We start from the raw sequence: 15,444 nt of genomic DNA, 5'->3' as shown, positions 1-15,444 counted from the left end.
GCCCCGGACCTGTGAGTCCGGGACGCCCGTGGGCGATCACCACGGGCGTGATCCGGTGCGTCCATGACGGCGAGTTCCCGCCGCTCAGTCCTTCAGCGCATCCAGCAGCGCCGCGCGCTGCCGCGCGCCGAGACCACCGATGCGGCGGTCCTCGGGGATCTCGGCCTGGTCCATCAGCTTCGCGGCCTTCACCGGGCCGACCCCGGGCAGGGCCTTGATCACCGCGGCCACCTTGGTCTTCTTGACCAGCTCGTCGGAGTCGGCCTTCTTCAGCAGGTCCGCGACCGAAACCTTGCCCGCCTTCACCTTGCCGATCAGTTCGGAGCGTGCCTTGCGGACCGCAGCCGCCTTGGCCAGGGCCTCGGTGCGCTGCTCTGCGGTCATGGTAGGCAGTGCCATGTCTCCTCCGCTTCCACTCGTCACTCGAACATCTGGTTGACCGGACCGAGTAAACAGCACGGCACCGGGAGCGCAAGCTCGACACACCGGGCACGAGCAGCGGAAATGGCGAGGAATTTCCTCGATTCACGCCGTCGGAATCGGTGAACCGCCGACGCCGGACGGACGAAAAGGACGAAAGGAACCTCTCGTCGCTCAGCTGTCCCGCGCGCGATCCGGCACGCCTGGACCGCGCGCACCCGAGCACTCCGACGGGCCGCAGGGCGGCGCATGCGCCGCGCGGTAACACCTGGTGCGCCGTCCGCGACAGAATCAGCGAACACCGAGCGCGGGTCACGGTTCAACGGCGAGCCAGGGGGGATCAACGGCGATCCCCCGAATCCGGCGCAGTCGGCCCGGCCGAACGGCGCCGCTACCCGCGTAGCACAACAGACGGCCGTCGCGGTTCACCCGGCCGTGACAGCATGACGGCATGGACCCGAGCACTTCGCCCGGAGCGCCCGCGGCGTTGTGGCTGTGGGCCGGGCAGGCGATCTATCGCGGGCCGTCGCTGCGCCTGGCGGCGCATTCGACCGCGGTCGACTGCCTTGCCGTGGGGGTCGACGCCCCGTTCACGCTCGAGTCCGATGGCACCACGCATACCGCACGCAGCGCGCTGATCCCGCCGCGCCGGGTACACCGCGTGGTCGCGGGCGGCGACCACATGATGTTCTGCTACCTGGACCCCGGATCGCGCACCGCTCGGGCCTGCCGCGACCGAATGACCCGCTGGGACAACGGCTTCGGGCTCGACCACCGCGCGGAGACCGCGCTCGGCACGGCCGCGCTCGACGCACGTCCCGATCCGTGCGCACTGGCACGACTCGTCGCAGCGGCGCCGGTTCCCGCACTGGACGACCGGGTGGCCGCGGCAATGGCGAGCCTCCTGGCTCATCCCGCGCACGAGCTGCCCGCCGACCATTTCGCCGCGGCGGCGCACCTGTCGGAGTCGCGATTCCTGCACTTGTTCACCGCCCAGGCGGGCACCTCGTTCCGGAGGTACCGGCTCTGGGCCAGGATGCTCGGCGCCGGGCGCGCGATCGCCGAAGGCGCGAACCTCACCGTCGCGTCGGCCGCCGCCGGATTCGCCAGCCCGTCTCATTTCAGTGACGCTTTCCGCGCGCTGTTCGGGCTGTCGCCCACCGCGCTGCTGACCACCGGAGTCCGGATCGTCGTGCTGGACCACGTGCACGGTATCGAACCAGGCGCGCGAACTTGCTAGGCTGAAAATTAGAACACGTTTCACTTCGAAGGAGACTCGATGGCCAAGCAGATCCGCGACGTGGTCGAGCAGTACGTCAAGTTGGTCGGCTCGGGCCCGACCGAGGAGATCGTGCACCTGTACGCGCCCGACGCCGTCGTGGAGGACCCGGTCGGCACACCGCCCAAGCAGGGCCACGACGCCATTCGCGAGTTCTACGAGGTGATCGCCGCACTCGATCGAGAGACCGAACTGCGGCCCGAGGACATCAGGATCGCGGGCAACCAGGCCGCGTTCCCGTTCACCATCGTCACCAAGGTCGGCGGGCAGCGCTTCGTCCTCTCGCCCATCGACGTGATGCAGTTCGACGAGGAAGGCCGGATCACCGGGATGCGCGCCTACTGGAGCCAGGAGGACATGCGGGTCGAGCCCGAGTGACCCGTGCGGCGGCCGGGTGCGCCGGCTCACACCGCGGCCCCATCACATTCCGGCACGGTCCTTCGTCCGAGAAGTAGGAACCACATCCGCTGATCGAAGGAGACCGCCATGGGCGCCACCCGTATCGCCGCCGTCACCCCGCAGCAGGCCGGACCGCTGACCAAGTTGCTGTACCGGCTGGCCAAGCGCCGCTTCCGGGAAGTGCCGGAGCCCTTCGCCGTCACCGCCAACCACCCCAAGCTGCTCACCGCGAACGCGGTGCACGAGACCATGGTCGACAAGGCCAGCACCGCCCTGCCCGCCGTCATCCGCGAGATCGCCGTCTACCGGACGGCGTGGACGGTCGGCTGCTCGTGGTGCGTCGACTTCGGCGCCATGCTCATGCGCTTGGGCGAACTGGACGTGGCACGGCTCGAGCACATCGCGGACTACGCGACCTCGCCGCTGTACTCCGACGACGAGCGCGCCGCCATCGCCTACGCCGACGCGATGACCGCCACGCCGACCGCGGTCACCGACGAGCAGGTCGCCGACCTCGAGCGGCGCTTCGGCTGCGCCGGCGTGGTCGAGCTCAGCTATCACATCGCGCTGGAAAATTCACGGGCCCGGTTCAATTCGGCGCTCGGGATTACCGCGCAGGGTTTCAGCACCGATTCCTGCCGGGTGCCCTGGGCGTGAAAGTGGCCGCGGGGCTGCTGAAAAGGTCTGAGCCGACCTGGTACTTCGGCACCGCGGGCACTCCGGACTGTCGCTGCGGCGTGGAATGCACTAAGAATAGGAGGTGTTGACCTCGCGCGGCCGTGCCACGGCCGCGCGAGCCACCGTTCGCGAACTCGGCTGAACGGTGGGCCGGGCCGGCGTCTTCGGTTTCTCGAGTTCCCCTCCGCCCGACCGTTTGGAGCCGCATGCTCGAAGAACAGACCACGGACGACGACGTCGTACGGCTGGCGAGACGAGTCGAGAAGGCCCGCGGCCGCCTCGCCTACCAGTTCGACCCGGCGCTGACCGGCGCCCTGTCGGAGGACGAACTGTTCGCCGAACGCGAACTGGCCGAGCGGATCCGGACCCAGGATCGCGACCAGCGCTGGAAGCAGGCCGAGGCGTCCGCCGCGGCATCCGACCGGGCGCGCAACACCTCGGAGGCCATCGAGAAGGCCGAGATCAGGGATCTGCTGTTGGCGCGCAAGGCGATCGCCGCGCAGCGTCGCGCGTCCAGCCCGCACGCCAGGCTGGCGTCGCTGTACCGGCACCGTTCGTGGTCGCTCGGCGCGCTGGCCGGCGTGGTCGCGGCCGGGATGCTGTGGTCGGCGGTGAACGTCCAGCAGAACATCGCGCCGGGCGGGCCGACCGACCCGCTGTACTGGTTCAGCTACCTGCTCGAAGCGATGATCAGCGTGTCGCTGATCATCATCATGATCGGCACGAACAAGGTCACCGAGTGGGGCGTACTGGACAACCGCAGCCAAGTGGCGGCGGCCGAGGTCTCCTTGCTCGCGCTCACCGTGGCACTGAACACCTACCCCTACGTGAGCGCGGGGCGGTGGTTCGACGCCGCCGTCCACGCAGTCGCTCCGGTGATGATCGGCGTCGCGCTGCTCATCCACGACGCCGCGAGCGCGCGGTACGGGCGCGCGATCAGCTACGCCACCGAGCAGGTACGGAACCTGCCCGACCCGATCGGGCACGATCCCTTGCCCGAACGCTCCCCGGAGGACACTGGGTCCGGTGACAACGCTGCCCTCCGCGTGAATTTCCAAGCCCCTTTGGCGCACAGCGCGCACAGCTAGGTATTGCGCAGCGGCGCAACGCTAGTCGTGGCCGCGCGAGTGCCGCCCGCGGCACCGTACCGGCGACCGCGATCCGCCCCGCCGATCCCGGCGCTTCCCGCATTCAGTACGGGGAGCGCCGTTCGACCGCGTCCTTGGCCTCTTTCAAGCCGCATCCGGTGAGCTCGCGATACCGCTTGATCGCCTGAATCTTCTTGCCCTGCATTATGAGTGCGTCGATCTCCGCCAAGCCGTCGCCGCGCGGAACCGACGGCACGGCAGGCACCGGCGCGACCGGCGCCGGTGCCTCGATGCCCAAATGGGCCATGATCAGATCGAGCTTGGCGTGCAACGCGTCGACCTTGCGCTCCAAGCGCCGGTTGGCAAACATGAACCGATCGTAATCACCGGCGCGGTTCAGGCCGCGTCGAGCACGGCGTCGGCCAAACTCGGCATGACCTCGAAGCGTGCGAGATCACCGGCCAGCTGCAACAGCCGGTCGACGCACCGCGCACCGGTCACCAGCCGTAGCCTGCGACCGCTCTGGACCAGCACGGAGCGCGCGTCGATCAGGACGTTCAGCCCGGCGACGCCGAAGAACGTGACCTTCGACAGATCGATCACCACCACGGGCGCCGCCGCGCCCAGCGAACCGATCAGTCTGCGGCGGAACACCTCGACGGTGTACTGGTCGACCTCGCCCGCGAGCGCGCAGAGGGTGACGAATTCGCTCGGGGCGGTAACGGAGATCTTGAGCCGCTCGGCCGGGTGATCGGCGTTGCGAGCGGCGGGGAGAACGTACGTGGGATTGGCCAAGCCTGTCGACATGAGGACCTCGGTCAAGTCGCCCGGAGCGGTCTAGCGCGAGATGCTCACGGGTGATGAGGCGCTCCGGAAGATACACCCGCCGGAACTAGGCTGTTTGCTCAACCCTCACGAAGGACTACCCCCGTGCGAATGCCGCCACACCCGAACTACGCGGACTTCTCCCGGCGTTCCGGCCGCTGCGCCTTGCGCGGCACGATGGTGGGCAGCACGTTGTCGTTGACGGTGTCCGCGTTGACGACCACCTTGGCGACGTCGTCGCGGCTGGGGATGTCGTACATGGCGGGCTGCAGCACTTCCTCCATGATCGCCCGCAGACCGCGCGCGCCGGTGCCGCGCAGGATCGCCTGGTCGGCGACGGCCTCCAGCGCGTCATCGGTGAACTCGAGATCGACCCCGTCCATCTCGAACAACCGGACGTACTGCTTGACCAGCGCGTTCTTCGGCTCGGAGAGGATCTTGACCAGCGATTCCTTGTCCAGGTTGGTCACCGAGGCGACCACCGGCAGACGGCCGATGAACTCGGGGATCAGGCCGAACTTGATCAGATCCTCCGGCATGACGTCGGCGAAGTGGTCGGTGGTGTCGATCTCGGCCTTGGACCGCACCTCGGCGCCGAATCCGATGCCGCGATGACCGGTGCGGTCGGAGATGATCTTCTCCAGCCCCGCGAACGCGCCCGCCACGATGAACAGCACATTGGTGGTGTCGATCTGGATGAACTCCTGGTGCGGGTGCTTGCGACCGCCCTGCGGCGGCACACTCGCCTGGGTGCCCTCCAGGATCTTCAGCAGCGCCTGCTGCACGCCCTCACCGGAGACGTCGCGGGTGATCGACGGGTTCTCGCTCTTGCGGGCGATCTTGTCGACCTCGTCGATGTAGATGATGCCGGTCTCGGCGCGCTTGACGTCGTAGTCGGCGGCCTGGATCAGCTTCAGCAGGATGTTCTCGACGTCCTCGCCGACGTATCCGGCCTCGGTGAGCGCGGTGGCGTCGGCGATGGCGAACGGCACGTTCAGCATCTTCGCCAACGTCTGGGCCAGATAGGTCTTGCCGCAGCCGGTGGGACCCAGCATCAGGATGTTGGACTTGGCCAGCTCGACGGTCTCACCGCGGCTGTCGCGACCCTTGTCACCGGCCTGGATGCGCTTGTAATGGTTGTAGACGGCCACCGCGAGAGTGCGCTTGGCGGTGTCCTGCCCGATGACGTAGTTCTCCAGGAAGTCCCGGATCTCGGCGGGCTTGGGCAGCTCATCGAGCTTGACCTCGCTCGATTCGGCGAGTTCCTCCTCGATGATCTCGTTGCAGAGATCGATGCACTCGTCGCAGATGTACACCCCTGGTCCCGCAATGAGCTTCTTGACCTGCTTCTGGCTCTTTCCGCAGAACGAGCACTTCAGCAGATCGCCGCCATCTCCGATGCGCGCCATCTCGTGGGTCCCTACTTCCTTGTCCGCGTGCAACCGTCCGTCCAGGTTGCCAGCTGTCCACCACTTTCGCAGCCGCAAACGCATCGGCTGATTCCCGAACCGGTGGGCAGTGCTGTCAACCGGGAGCAAAGGTCCCTAGGTCGACCGTACCCGGTGTTCGGGATGGAGGTCGACAACTCGCGCATGTTTCTCGCGCGGGTTGTGCGAGTTGTCACGACGCCGAAAGGCGATCCGCCCGCCGGACCGGCGACCAAGTCCTCCCGGACCGCCCGGCGCGCCGTCGCCGGGTTCGAACACATTCTCGAACTCGGCGGCGCGTGAGCGGCCCCGGCCGGGCAGCATACCGGGGTGGCATACTTCCCGGCCGGAATTCCCTGTTGCGAAGCAATTTACAAGCGAATCACCGCCGGGAACGGCGATTCGCCCCGTCGTCCCGGCCCGGCCGGAGACGACTATTCGCGACTTATTTCTGCGCGCTGAGCTTGCGGTAGTCGAACACCGTGTCGATGATCCCGTACTCCTTGGCCTCTTCGGCCGTCAGGATCTTGTCGCGGTCGGTGTCCTTGCGGATGGTGTCGGCGTCCTTGCCGGTGTGCCGCGCGAGCGTGGTCTCCATCAGGCGGCGCATGCGCTCGATCTCGGCGGCCTGGATCTCCAGGTCCGACACCTGACCCTGGATGCCGCCCTCCAGCGACGGCTGATGGATCAGCACGCGGGCGTTGGGCAGGCAGGCCCGCTTGCCGGGGGTGCCCGCGGCCAGCAGCACGGCCGCGGCCGAGGCGGCCTGGCCGAGGCAGACCGTGGCGACGTCGGCGCGCACGTACTGCATGGTGTCGTAGATGGCCATCAGCGAGGTGAACGAGCCACCCGGCGAGTTGATGTACATGGTGATGTCGCGGTCGGGGTCCAGCGACTCCAGCACCAGCAGCTGCGCCATGATGTCGTTGGCCGAGGCGTCGTCCACCTGCACGCCGAGGAAGATGATGCGCTCCTCGAACAGCTTGTTGTACGGGTTGGACTCCTTGACGCCGAAGCTCGAGTGCTCGATGAACGACGGCAGGATGTAGCGAGCCTGCGGGCTCTGCGGTGCGATGCCGGACAGGCCGGCGCGCGGGTCGATCGAATTGGCCATCTTCGTCTCCAAAGTCGGTGCGGCGGCCGGACGTTCGAGGTGTCCGGGGGCCTGTGGGTGATCCGGTGCGTTACTTCTTGGCGCCGTTGGCCTGATTCGCGTGGCTGATCACGTGGTCGATGAAGCCGTACTCCAGGGCTTCGGACGCGGTGAACCAGCGGTCGCGGTCGGCGTCGGCGGTGACCTGCTCGACCGACTTGCCGGTGTGCAGCGCCTGCAGCTCGTTCAGCTCCCGCTTCGTGTGCGCGAACTGCTCGGCCATGATCGCGATGTCGGCCGCCGAGCCGCCGATGCCCGCGGAGGGCTGGTGCATCATGATGCGCGCGTGCGGCAGCGCGTAGCGCTTGCCCTTGGTGCCCGCGGTGAGCAGGAACTGCCCCATCGACGCTGCCAGGCCCATGCCGTAGGTGGCGATGTCGCACTCGGCGAACTGCATCGTGTCGTAGATGGCCATGCCCGCGGTCACCGAGCCGCCCGGCGAGTTGATGTAGAGCGAGATGTCCCTGGTGGGATCCTCCGCCGACAGCAGCAGGATCTGCGCGCACAGCTTGTTCGCGATGTCGTCGTCGACCTGCGTGCCGAGGAAGATGATGCGCTCACGCAGCAGGCGCTCGTACACCGAATCACTGAGGTTGAGACCAGCAGTCGCGGTTGTCATGACCCCTGCCTGGTTGATTGTCACGGATACCTGCCTTCTCTCGCCGGCTCGTTGCGGATTGCCACATAGCCATCACTGGTTGGGTACGCCGCATCCGGTCGGACCGGGCGTATCCACCTTGCCGTCACAAACAGTAACGAAGCAGGGCGGCACCGAACTCCCGGTACCGCCCTTTCTTCGCTCACAGCGCAATCAGCGCACCTCACGGGCGTCGATCACGCCGACATTCCATGGAATTATTCGGCGTCCGCCGCGGCGGTCTCCGCGACGGCGTCCTCGTCCGCCGAATCGGCGGGCGCGCCGAACATTTCGGTGGTGTCCACCGGGTTGCCCGCGGAGTCGGTGACGGTCACCTTGCCGACCACGCCCGCCAGCGCCTTGCCGCGGCGCACGTCCGCGAACACCGCGCCGAGCTGACCGGCCTGCTGCACCTGCTGGATGAACTGCTCCGGCGACATGCCGTAGCGCTGCGCCTGGAACAGGATCCGCTCGGTGAGCTCCTCCTGACCGACCTGGGTGCCCTCCGCCTCGGCGATCGCGTCCAGCAGCAGCTGGGTCTTCACCGACTTCTCGGCGGACTCCTTGGTCTCGGCGTCGAACTCCTCGCGGGTGCTGCCCTGCGCCGCGAGCGCCTCGGCGAACTTGGCCTCGTCGTGGTCGAAGCCGTGCACCGCGTCGTGGGTCACGGCGTCGATCTCGGCCTTGACCACGGCGTCGGGCAGCGGCACCTCGACCTGCTCGAGCAGGGTCTCCAGCACCTTGTCGCGGATCTCGCCCGCCTGCTGCACCTTCTTGACCCGCTCCACGCGGCCGCGCAGGTCGGCCTTCAGCTCGTCCAGGGTGTCGAATTCGCTGGCCAACTGCGCGAACTCGTCGTCGGCCTCGGGCAGCTCCCGCTCCTTGACGGTCTGCACGGTGACGGTGATGACCGCCTCCTTGCCCGCGTGCTCACCCGCGACCAGCGTCGAGGTGAACTCCTTCGACTCGCCCGCCGACAATCCGACCAGCGCCTCGTCCAGGCCCTCGATGAGCTGACCGGAGCCGACCTCGTGGGACAGGCCGGTGGTGGCGGCCTCGGCCACCTCCTGGCCGTCCACGGTCGCGGAGAGGTCGATGGAGACGAAGTCGCCGTCGCGCACCGGACGCTCGACACCGGACAGGGTGCCGAAGCGCTGGCGCAGCGACTGCAGCTGCTCCTCGATGTCCTCGTCGCCGACGGTGAACGCGTCGACGGTGACCGCGATGCTCTCGTAGTCCGGCAGGGCGATCTCCGGACGCACGTCGACCTCGGCGGTGAAGGCGAGCTCCTGGCCGTCCTCGATCTTGGTGATCTCGATCTCGGGCTGCCCGATGACCTTCACCTCGGAGGTGGTGACGGCCTCGCTGTAGCGGCCGGGCAGCGCGTCGTTGACGACCTGCTCCAGGATCGCGCCGCGGCCGAGACGGGCCTCGAGCAGCTTCGCGGGCGCCTTACCCGGACGGAAGCCGGGGATGCGGACCTGCTTGGCCAGCGCCTTGTACGCACGGTCGAAATCCGGCTTCAGCTCATCGAAGGGCACCTCGACATTGATCCGGACCCGGGTCGGGCTCAGCTGCTCGACGGTGCTCTTCACGGACATGCTCCTTGTTCGTTGTTCGTACTGGTTGACGTTCGGTCTGCGGCGCCCACCCGCACTCCGGAGTCGGAATGGCGGACCAGGCGGCCCTACGCTGGCTGCCGCGCTCCCCCACCGGCGCCGATCCGAACCGGAGTCCCGGCCTCGGCCGAGACGACGAGGGGTGCGGCGTACGCCACGCATCCCGACCAGGTTAGTTGACCGGTCCGGCGGGCCTGCACCCGGCGGTGGCTCGGCGGGCCGCGCGGACCCGGGCTACTTGCCCACCGAGACGGCGTCGGTGACGAAGACCAGCGTCTCGTACGGCGCGATGCCCCGCCCGCCCGCTCCGTAGCCCAGCTCGGGCGGCACGATCAGCAGGCGGCGCGAGCCCTCCCGCACGCCGACGAGCCCTTGGTCCCAGCCGTCGATGACCTGGCCGCCGCCCAGGGTGAGCTGGAACGGCTTGCCGCGATTGAACGAGCTGTCCAGCGTCTTCTTGTCCGACCAGGTCACCAGCGCGTAGTTCATGGTCAGCGCCTGGCCGGGCTCGGCGCCGGGCCCGCTGCCCTCGATCAGGTCCTCGACGATCAGTTGCCGGGGCGGGTCGCAGTCGTCCGGGATGGTGACGGTCGGCGCGGCGCCGAAGTCGCCGGTGACCCGGATGTCCGCGGCGGTGCACTCGCGGCCCTTGCTCGGGGTGGCCGGGCGCTGCGCAACGGAAGGCCCGGCCGCCGCGGTGGTGTTCGTCGGGGAGACCGTCGCGGTGGACGGTTCGTCGTCCGAGCCGCAACCCGCCAGCGCGATGGTCGTCGCGGCGAGGACGCCGATCCCGATGATCCTTCCGAGTATGTGCATGCCGCGGACCCTAGACCACGTGCGCAGGGTCCGCTCGGCCGGGCGGGAGAGCCTCCCGCCGCGCGCGTGCGACGAGCCGCGGCGGCGAAGCTCGCTAGGCTGGCGGTGAATTCTCCATCCGGCGTTGCCGATTCCGGTCGGTGACCGTGCACGACCCCCGGGACAGTGGGCCCTCGAGGCGCCGCTGTCCCCGATGCCCCGAGTGTGAGGAGAGTCGGCGCATGACCCATATGGCAAGTGCAGGTGGCGATACTTCGGCGGACAACGTCGCCAGTACCGGCGGTCGAACCGTCGCCCCCCGTCCCTACCACCTGGCGGACGCGCCGGGCCCACTGCGACGCGACGAGTTGACCGCGATCGACGCGTGGTGGCGCGCGGCCAACTATCTCGCGGTCGGCCAGATCTACCTGATGGCCAACCCGCTGCTGCGCGAACCGTTGCGGCCCGAGCACATCAAGCCGCGGCTGCTCGGGCACTTCGGCACCGTGCCCGGCCTGAACCTGGTCTGGGCGCACGCCAACCGCGCGATCCGGCAGCGCGGCCTGAACGCCGTCTTCGTCGCGGGCCCCGGGCACGGCGGTCCAGGACCGAACGCGTGCGCCTGGCTGGAGGGCACCTACTCCGAGTACTACAGCCACATCCCGCGCGACGCCGCGGGCATGGGCGCGCTGTTCCACCAGTTCTCCTTCCCCGGCGGGGTGCCGAGTCACTGCGCGCCGGAGACGCCGGGTTCGTTCCACGAGGGCGGCGAACTCGGCTACTCGCTGCTGCACGCGTTCGGCGCCGCCCTGGACCATCCCGACCTCACCGTGTTCTGCGTGATCGGTGACGGCGAGGCGGAGACCGGGCCGCTGGCTACCAGCTGGCATGCGAACAAGTTCCTCAACCCGGCCCGCGACGGCGCGGTGCTGCCGATCCTGGCGCTGAACGAGTACAAGATCGCCAACCCGACCATCCTGGCGCGCATCCCGGAAGCGGAACTGCTCGCCCTGCTGCGCGGATACGGCTACGAGCCGATCGTCGTCGCGGGCGACGACCCCGCCGCGGTCCACCAGGCGATGGCGGCGGCGGTGGACACGAGCATGGAAAGCATCGGCCGGATCCAGCGCGCCGCGCGCGGCGGCGCCGACGGGGCGCGGACGACCTGGCCGATGATCGTGCTGCGCACCCCGAAGGGCTGGACCTGTCCGCCGACGGTGGACGGCGACCAGGTCGAGGGCACCTTCCGCGCGCACCAGGTGCCGCTGCCCGGCGCCCGCGCCGACGCCGAGCACCGCGCCGCGCTGGAGCAGTGGCTGCGGTCCTACCGGCCCGAGGAACTGTTCGACGAGGACGGCGGACCGGTACCGGAGCTGACCGACCAGGTGCCGCACGGCGATCGGCGGATGAGCGCCAATCCGGTCGCCAACGGCGGCACGCTGCTGCGCGACCTGCGCTTGCCGGACTGGCGCGATTTCGCCGTCGAGGTCGCCGCGCCGGGCGCGACCCGGCACGAGGCGACCAGGGTGCTCGGTACCTGGTTGCGCGAGGTCACCAGGAACAACCCGGACAACTTCCTCACCTTCGCGCCCGACGAACTGGCCAGCAACCGGCTCCAGGACATCCTCGACGTCACCGGCCGGGCCTGGCAGGCCGAGATCGACGCCCGCGACGAGAAGCTCGACCCCGCCGGGCGGGTGATCGAGGTGCTGTCCGAGCACATGTGCCAGGGCCTGTTGGAGGGTTATCTGCTGACCGGCAGGCACGGCGTGTTCACCTGTTACGAGGCGTTCATCCACATCGTCGACGCCATGTTCAACCAGCACGCCAAATGGCTCGACGCCAGTGCGGCGGTGCCCTGGCGGCGCCCGATCCCCAGCCTGAACTATCTGCTGTCCTCGCACGTCTGGCGTCAGGACCACAACGGCTTCACCCATCAGGACCCCGGCTTCCTGGACGTGGTGCTGAACAAGAAGCCCTCCATCGTGCGGGTCTACCTGCCGCCGGACGCCAACACCCTGCTGTCCACCTACGACCACTGCCTGCGCTCGCGGCACTACGTGAACGTGGTGGTCGCGGGCAAGCAGCCGCAGGCCGACTGGCTGTCGGTGACCGAAGCCGCCGAGCACTGCGCCCGCGGGATCGGCATCTGGCCGTGGGCCTGCCACCGCGACGAGGCGGGCAGCACGCCGGACGTGGTGCTCGCCTGCGCGGGCGACGTGCCGACCCTGGAGACCTTGGCCGCGGCCGCGATCCTGCGCGAACGACTGCCCGACCTGCGTGTGCGGGTGATCAATGTGGTCGACCTGATGCGATTGCAGCCGCGCGACGAGCATCCGCACGGGCTGCCCGACCGCGAGTTCGACACGCTGTTCACCCGGGACCGGCCGGTCGTCTTCGCCTTCCACGGCTATCCCTGGCTGGTCCACCGGCTGACCTATCGGCGCACCAACCACGGCGAACTCCATGTGCGCGGTTACAAGGAGCGCGGCACCACGACCACTCCGTTCGACATGGTGATGCTCAACGACCTGGACCGCTACCACTTGGTGATGGACGTGATCGATCGCGTGCCGAGTCTGCGCGAGCGCGCCGCGGGGCTGCGGCAGGAGATGGTCGACGCGCGATGGACGGCACGCGCGTGGACCAGGGAACACGGCGCCGACATTCCGGAGGTCGCGGAGTGGAGCTGGCCCTATCAGCGAGGCTGAGAGGCGGAAACCACGGCCACCCGCAGCCGGGTCGGCCCGCCGCCGCGGACAAGTAATACGATCGTCCGTATGGATGAGGACGGGGCCGGGCGCACCGCCGAGATCACCGACAAGCGGCTGCTGCGCGGCGCGCGAACTCGCGCCACCGTGCTGCGCCACGCGGTCGACCTCGCCTCACTGGACGGGTTGGAGGGCCTCAGCTTCGGCAGGCTGGCCGCCGAGACCGGAATGAGCAAAGCGGGGATCCAAACCCTCTTCCGCACCAAAGAAGCGCTGCAACTGGCCGCCGTCGACCACGCGCGCGACCGGTTCGTGGCGGCCGTGGTGGAACCGGCCCGGTCCGAGCCGCACGGGGTGGCTCGCCTGCGCGCCCTGATCGAGCATTGGATGGTCTACGCCGAGACGCCACTGTTCGCGGGCGGATGCTTCCGTGTCGCGACGATGGCCGAGTACGACAGCAAACCGGGGCCGGTCCGCGACGCCCTGTTCCGCGATCAGCGCGCCTGGGTGCGACTGCTGGCGCGCGAGTTGCGCGCGGCGGCAGCCGCGGGCGAGATCGCCGGACTGGACGCGGATCTGGCCGCCTTCCAGATCGACGCCGTGCTCTGCGCGACCAATACCGCGCTGCGGGTGGGCGACCCGGAGGCCGGCGACCGCGCCCGCCGCATCGTCGAGGGATTCCTCCAACCGTCGTGAGCGCCTCCTATATCGCTCGGGCATGACGCGCACCGCCTCGTGAAAAGCCCGAGAGATTCGGAACCTTCGGACAAAATCCCCTGCCGCCTTGTATCTTGCGGACAACGCGTCCAACGCGTTTCCGTAGCAATTCCCCATCCGTCGCCGTTGCCGGAGGGCGCGCAGAAGGGCGGTTCCCCATGAACCATGCAGCCGAAGCAACCGGATTGGAAATCCTAGGCGCGATACTGATGGTGGCCTGGATGGTCGTCATGTGGGCAGCCGTCGCCGTTCTGGTCGTCGCCTTGCGTAGACCGTTGCGGCCGTGGATGTTCCACACCGCGCTCGGTGTCATCGCACTGGGCGTGATCGCCCAGATCGGCCACTTCCAGGAGCACGTGGCCCAGGTCGGGTACTGGATCCAGCACCCGAACTCCCCGGCCTGGATGACCCCATGGGGCACCGGTTTGGCCAACGGATTCGCTCAGGTCAACCACATGAAGCCCGCGCTAGGCATGGAAATCCTGCACTTGGTCGGCAACTTCCACTTCCTCGCCGGACTGGTCGGCGTCGCGCTGATCACCCACCACGCCGTGGAGAGCAAGGCGCGCAAGTGGGGACGGATGGGCGTGCTGATGCAGGGTATCCACGGGCTCGAGCATCTCGCGCTCACGCTGACGGTCGCGTTCGGCACCAAGGCGATCGGGCTGTCGACCATCTTCGGGCTGCTCGATCCCGGCCCCGGCGCGGCGACCTACCGGATCTGGTGGCACTTCCTGGCCAACGTGATCGGCACGACCATCTTCGCCCTCGCGCTGTACCACCTGTGGCGCGAACGCGCGACGATCGCGGCCGCGTTCCGCGACCCGGCGGCCGCGAAGCCGAGTCGTGCGCCCGCGGCGGCCAAGGACGCGGTGGCTCCGGCCTACGCGGCGGTCACCGAAGCCTGATCGAGACAGGTCCCGCACGCCCGCACCGAAAAGTCGTGCGGGATTCCAGACAACGACAGCATTCGCTACGGCCAGGACCGTAGCGGCAATCCGAAAGAAGAGGGCGTCCGCCATCCCGGCGGGCGCCCTTTTCGCATACCGGCCCGTTCCCGCTGGACAATCGCGGCACGGTCGACGGGCGGCTTCTTCGAACACGGCCGCCGCGCCCTCGTGCGCCCACTGGTCGTGGCGATACCGCTACCTCGTCACGATCGGTCCCTGCCACCCTTCGCTTTCTTCGGCTCCCGCCTCCTGAGGCATCCGCACGCCTGACAAGTCGACACCTCGGAAATTGCGCGGACGCGGCCCGGGGAAGGCACGTCCGCGCTGGACGCGACGTCAGCCCCGGCCAGGAAGACAGTTCACCCTTCCCAGACGTGAGAAAGCACTCGACAAGATATCGACCCGTCCATTAATGTGACGTTATCCAACGGCACGATAGATAGGGACTCGCCGGTCGGACCACAACCGGACCGATCCCGATCCCGAGGTGGCGAGATGAACGGACGCGAACGATGACCGGCATCACGCCGCACCAGCGACGGACACAGACCTGGCTCGTCCGCCCGCTGATCGTGAGTGCGATAGCGGCCACGCCGGACACCCCGGCGCCGGCCGAGGCACTGGCCGGGCCCGACGCGAGCGTCGCGGCACCGCGCCCCGCAGCCCCGGGCCGCCACGGACACGACAGGCCGGGCTCTCCCCCTCCCGACGACCGGGACCGAGCCGAACGACACCGCGCCGCGGAC

17 protein-coding genes are annotated in these 15,444 nt (G+C 68.7%); 9 read left to right on the top strand and 8 right to left on the bottom strand.

Annotation, left to right across the window (positions count from 1 at the left end; all coding sequences use genetic code 11):
- Nucleotides 1-84: 84 nt before the first annotated feature.
- Nucleotides 85-399: an integration host factor, actinobacterial type gene (gene mihF, locus HOV91_RS35430; RefSeq protein ID WP_029895202.1), complete on the bottom strand. Its 315-nt coding sequence runs from the start codon at nt 397-399 to the stop codon at nt 85-87.
- Between the two features lie 472 nt (nt 400-871).
- On the opposite strand from mihF, the gene HOV91_RS35425 reads away from it, so the two are divergent.
- The 4 genes from HOV91_RS35425 (at nt 872) to HOV91_RS35410 (ending at nt 3,864) form a co-directional block, all read left to right on the top strand.
- The gene (locus tag HOV91_RS35425; protein ID WP_174189585.1) at nt 872-1,660 is read left to right on the top strand and encodes a helix-turn-helix domain-containing protein; all 789 of its coding nucleotides are present in this window, start codon (nt 872-874) and stop codon (nt 1,658-1,660) included.
- Between the two features lie 39 nt (nt 1,661-1,699).
- A complete protein-coding gene (locus HOV91_RS35420; RefSeq protein WP_174189584.1) occupies nt 1,700-2,077 on the top strand; it encodes a nuclear transport factor 2 family protein in 378 nt (125 codons plus the stop codon).
- A gap of 108 nt (nt 2,078-2,185) precedes the next feature.
- Complete coding sequence (locus HOV91_RS35415) at nt 2,186-2,755, top strand: carboxymuconolactone decarboxylase family protein (RefSeq protein ID WP_174189583.1); 570 nt, start codon at nt 2,186-2,188, stop codon at nt 2,753-2,755.
- Between the two features lie 227 nt (nt 2,756-2,982).
- Nucleotides 2,983-3,864, top strand: coding sequence for a hypothetical protein (locus tag HOV91_RS35410; protein ID WP_246351408.1), 882 nt, complete (start codon nt 2,983-2,985; stop codon nt 3,862-3,864).
- 103 nt (nt 3,865-3,967) lie between these two features.
- Here the strand turns inward: HOV91_RS35410 and HOV91_RS35405 are convergent, their stop codons facing one another.
- From HOV91_RS35405 to clpX, 3 genes are all read right to left on the bottom strand, one after another.
- A complete protein-coding gene (locus HOV91_RS35405; protein ID WP_174189582.1) occupies nt 3,968-4,234 on the bottom strand; it encodes a ribosomal protein L7/L12 in 267 nt (88 codons plus the stop codon).
- A gap of 26 nt (nt 4,235-4,260) precedes the next feature.
- Nucleotides 4,261-4,671: an STAS domain-containing protein gene (locus HOV91_RS35400; protein WP_174189581.1), complete on the bottom strand. Its 411-nt coding sequence runs from the start codon at nt 4,669-4,671 to the stop codon at nt 4,261-4,263.
- Nucleotides 4,672-4,817: 146 nt separating this feature from the next.
- Nucleotides 4,818-6,098 carry an ATP-dependent Clp protease ATP-binding subunit ClpX gene (gene clpX, locus HOV91_RS35395; RefSeq protein WP_040865558.1) on the bottom strand — a complete coding sequence of 427 codons (1,281 nt, stop codon included), beginning with the start codon at nt 6,096-6,098 and terminating at the stop codon, nt 4,818-4,820.
- A gap of 162 nt (nt 6,099-6,260) precedes the next feature.
- On the opposite strand from clpX, the gene HOV91_RS35390 reads away from it, so the two are divergent.
- Nucleotides 6,261-6,419, top strand: coding sequence for a hypothetical protein (locus tag HOV91_RS35390; protein ID WP_174189580.1), 159 nt, complete (start codon nt 6,261-6,263; stop codon nt 6,417-6,419).
- Between the two features lie 142 nt (nt 6,420-6,561).
- Here the strand turns inward: HOV91_RS35390 and HOV91_RS35385 are convergent, their stop codons facing one another.
- The 4 genes from HOV91_RS35385 to HOV91_RS35370 all read right to left on the bottom strand — a co-directional run bounded on the left by HOV91_RS35385 (nt 6,562) and on the right by HOV91_RS35370 (nt 10,341).
- Complete coding sequence (locus tag HOV91_RS35385) at nt 6,562-7,230, bottom strand: ATP-dependent Clp protease proteolytic subunit (protein ID WP_043721507.1); 669 nt, start codon at nt 7,228-7,230, stop codon at nt 6,562-6,564.
- Nucleotides 7,231-7,300: 70 nt separating this feature from the next.
- On the bottom strand, nt 7,301-7,888 hold the full coding sequence (locus tag HOV91_RS35380; RefSeq protein ID WP_043721506.1) for an ATP-dependent Clp protease proteolytic subunit: 588 nt from the start codon (nt 7,886-7,888) through the stop codon (nt 7,301-7,303).
- Nucleotides 7,889-8,124: 236 nt separating this feature from the next.
- Entirely contained in the window at nt 8,125-9,501 is a 1,377-nt protein-coding gene (gene tig / locus HOV91_RS35375) for a trigger factor (protein ID WP_174189579.1), read from the bottom strand.
- Nucleotides 9,502-9,759: 258 nt separating this feature from the next.
- Entirely contained in the window at nt 9,760-10,341 is a 582-nt protein-coding gene (locus HOV91_RS35370) for an FKBP-type peptidyl-prolyl cis-trans isomerase (RefSeq protein ID WP_174189578.1), read from the bottom strand.
- 221 nt (nt 10,342-10,562) lie between these two features.
- Between HOV91_RS35370 and HOV91_RS35365 the strand changes: the two genes are divergently transcribed.
- From HOV91_RS35365 to HOV91_RS39605, 4 genes are all read left to right on the top strand, one after another.
- The gene (locus tag HOV91_RS35365; RefSeq protein ID WP_174189577.1) at nt 10,563-13,031 is read left to right on the top strand and encodes a phosphoketolase family protein; all 2,469 of its coding nucleotides are present in this window, start codon (nt 10,563-10,565) and stop codon (nt 13,029-13,031) included.
- Nucleotides 13,032-13,100: 69 nt separating this feature from the next.
- Complete coding sequence (locus tag HOV91_RS35360; protein ID WP_174189576.1) at nt 13,101-13,727, top strand: TetR/AcrR family transcriptional regulator; 627 nt, start codon at nt 13,101-13,103, stop codon at nt 13,725-13,727.
- A gap of 179 nt (nt 13,728-13,906) precedes the next feature.
- Complete coding sequence (locus HOV91_RS35355) at nt 13,907-14,656, top strand: DUF6008 family protein (RefSeq protein ID WP_174189575.1); 750 nt, start codon at nt 13,907-13,909, stop codon at nt 14,654-14,656.
- Nucleotides 14,657-15,210: 554 nt separating this feature from the next.
- Nucleotides 15,211-15,444 (top strand): hypothetical protein (locus HOV91_RS39605; protein ID WP_217441488.1); only part of this gene is annotated, 234 nt, incomplete at its 3' end.

Origin of the sequence: Nocardia barduliensis (genome assembly GCF_013315795.1) — a bacterium.
Taxonomy (GTDB): Bacteria; Actinomycetota; Actinomycetes; order Mycobacteriales; family Mycobacteriaceae; genus Nocardia; species Nocardia barduliensis.
Note: the sequence above shows the minus strand (reverse complement) of the source record. Positions and strands in the feature narration are given on the sequence as shown.

Excerpts from the sequence above, each read along its gene's own strand:
- HOV91_RS35400 (WP_174189581.1), bottom strand. The coding sequence starts at position 4,671 with ATGTCGACAGGCTTGGCCAATCCCACGTACGTTCTCCCCGCCGCTCGC.
- HOV91_RS35425 (WP_174189585.1), top strand. The coding sequence starts at position 872 with ATGGACCCGAGCACTTCGCCCGGAGCGCCCGCGGCGTTGTGGCTGTGG.
- HOV91_RS35370 (WP_174189578.1), bottom strand. The coding sequence starts at position 10,341 with ATGCACATACTCGGAAGGATCATCGGGATCGGCGTCCTCGCCGCGACG.
- HOV91_RS35365 (WP_174189577.1), top strand. The coding sequence starts at position 10,563 with ATGACCCATATGGCAAGTGCAGGTGGCGATACTTCGGCGGACAACGTC.
- HOV91_RS35355 (WP_174189575.1), top strand. The coding sequence starts at position 13,907 with ATGAACCATGCAGCCGAAGCAACCGGATTGGAAATCCTAGGCGCGATA.
- HOV91_RS35410 (WP_246351408.1), top strand. The coding sequence starts at position 2,983 with ATGCTCGAAGAACAGACCACGGACGACGACGTCGTACGGCTGGCGAGA.
- HOV91_RS35380 (WP_043721506.1), bottom strand. The coding sequence starts at position 7,888 with ATGACAACCGCGACTGCTGGTCTCAACCTCAGTGATTCGGTGTACGAG.
- mihF (WP_029895202.1), bottom strand. The coding sequence starts at position 399 with ATGGCACTGCCTACCATGACCGCAGAGCAGCGCACCGAGGCCCTGGCC.
- HOV91_RS35390 (WP_174189580.1), top strand. The coding sequence starts at position 6,261 with ATGGAGGTCGACAACTCGCGCATGTTTCTCGCGCGGGTTGTGCGAGTT.
- HOV91_RS35360 (WP_174189576.1), top strand. The coding sequence starts at position 13,101 with ATGGATGAGGACGGGGCCGGGCGCACCGCCGAGATCACCGACAAGCGG.
- HOV91_RS35420 (WP_174189584.1), top strand. The coding sequence starts at position 1,700 with ATGGCCAAGCAGATCCGCGACGTGGTCGAGCAGTACGTCAAGTTGGTC.
- clpX (WP_040865558.1), bottom strand. The coding sequence starts at position 6,098 with ATGGCGCGCATCGGAGATGGCGGCGATCTGCTGAAGTGCTCGTTCTGC.
- HOV91_RS35405 (WP_174189582.1), bottom strand. The coding sequence starts at position 4,234 with ATGTTTGCCAACCGGCGCTTGGAGCGCAAGGTCGACGCGTTGCACGCC.
- HOV91_RS35385 (WP_043721507.1), bottom strand. The coding sequence starts at position 7,230 with ATGGCCAATTCGATCGACCCGCGCGCCGGCCTGTCCGGCATCGCACCG.
- HOV91_RS35415 (WP_174189583.1), top strand. The coding sequence starts at position 2,186 with ATGGGCGCCACCCGTATCGCCGCCGTCACCCCGCAGCAGGCCGGACCG.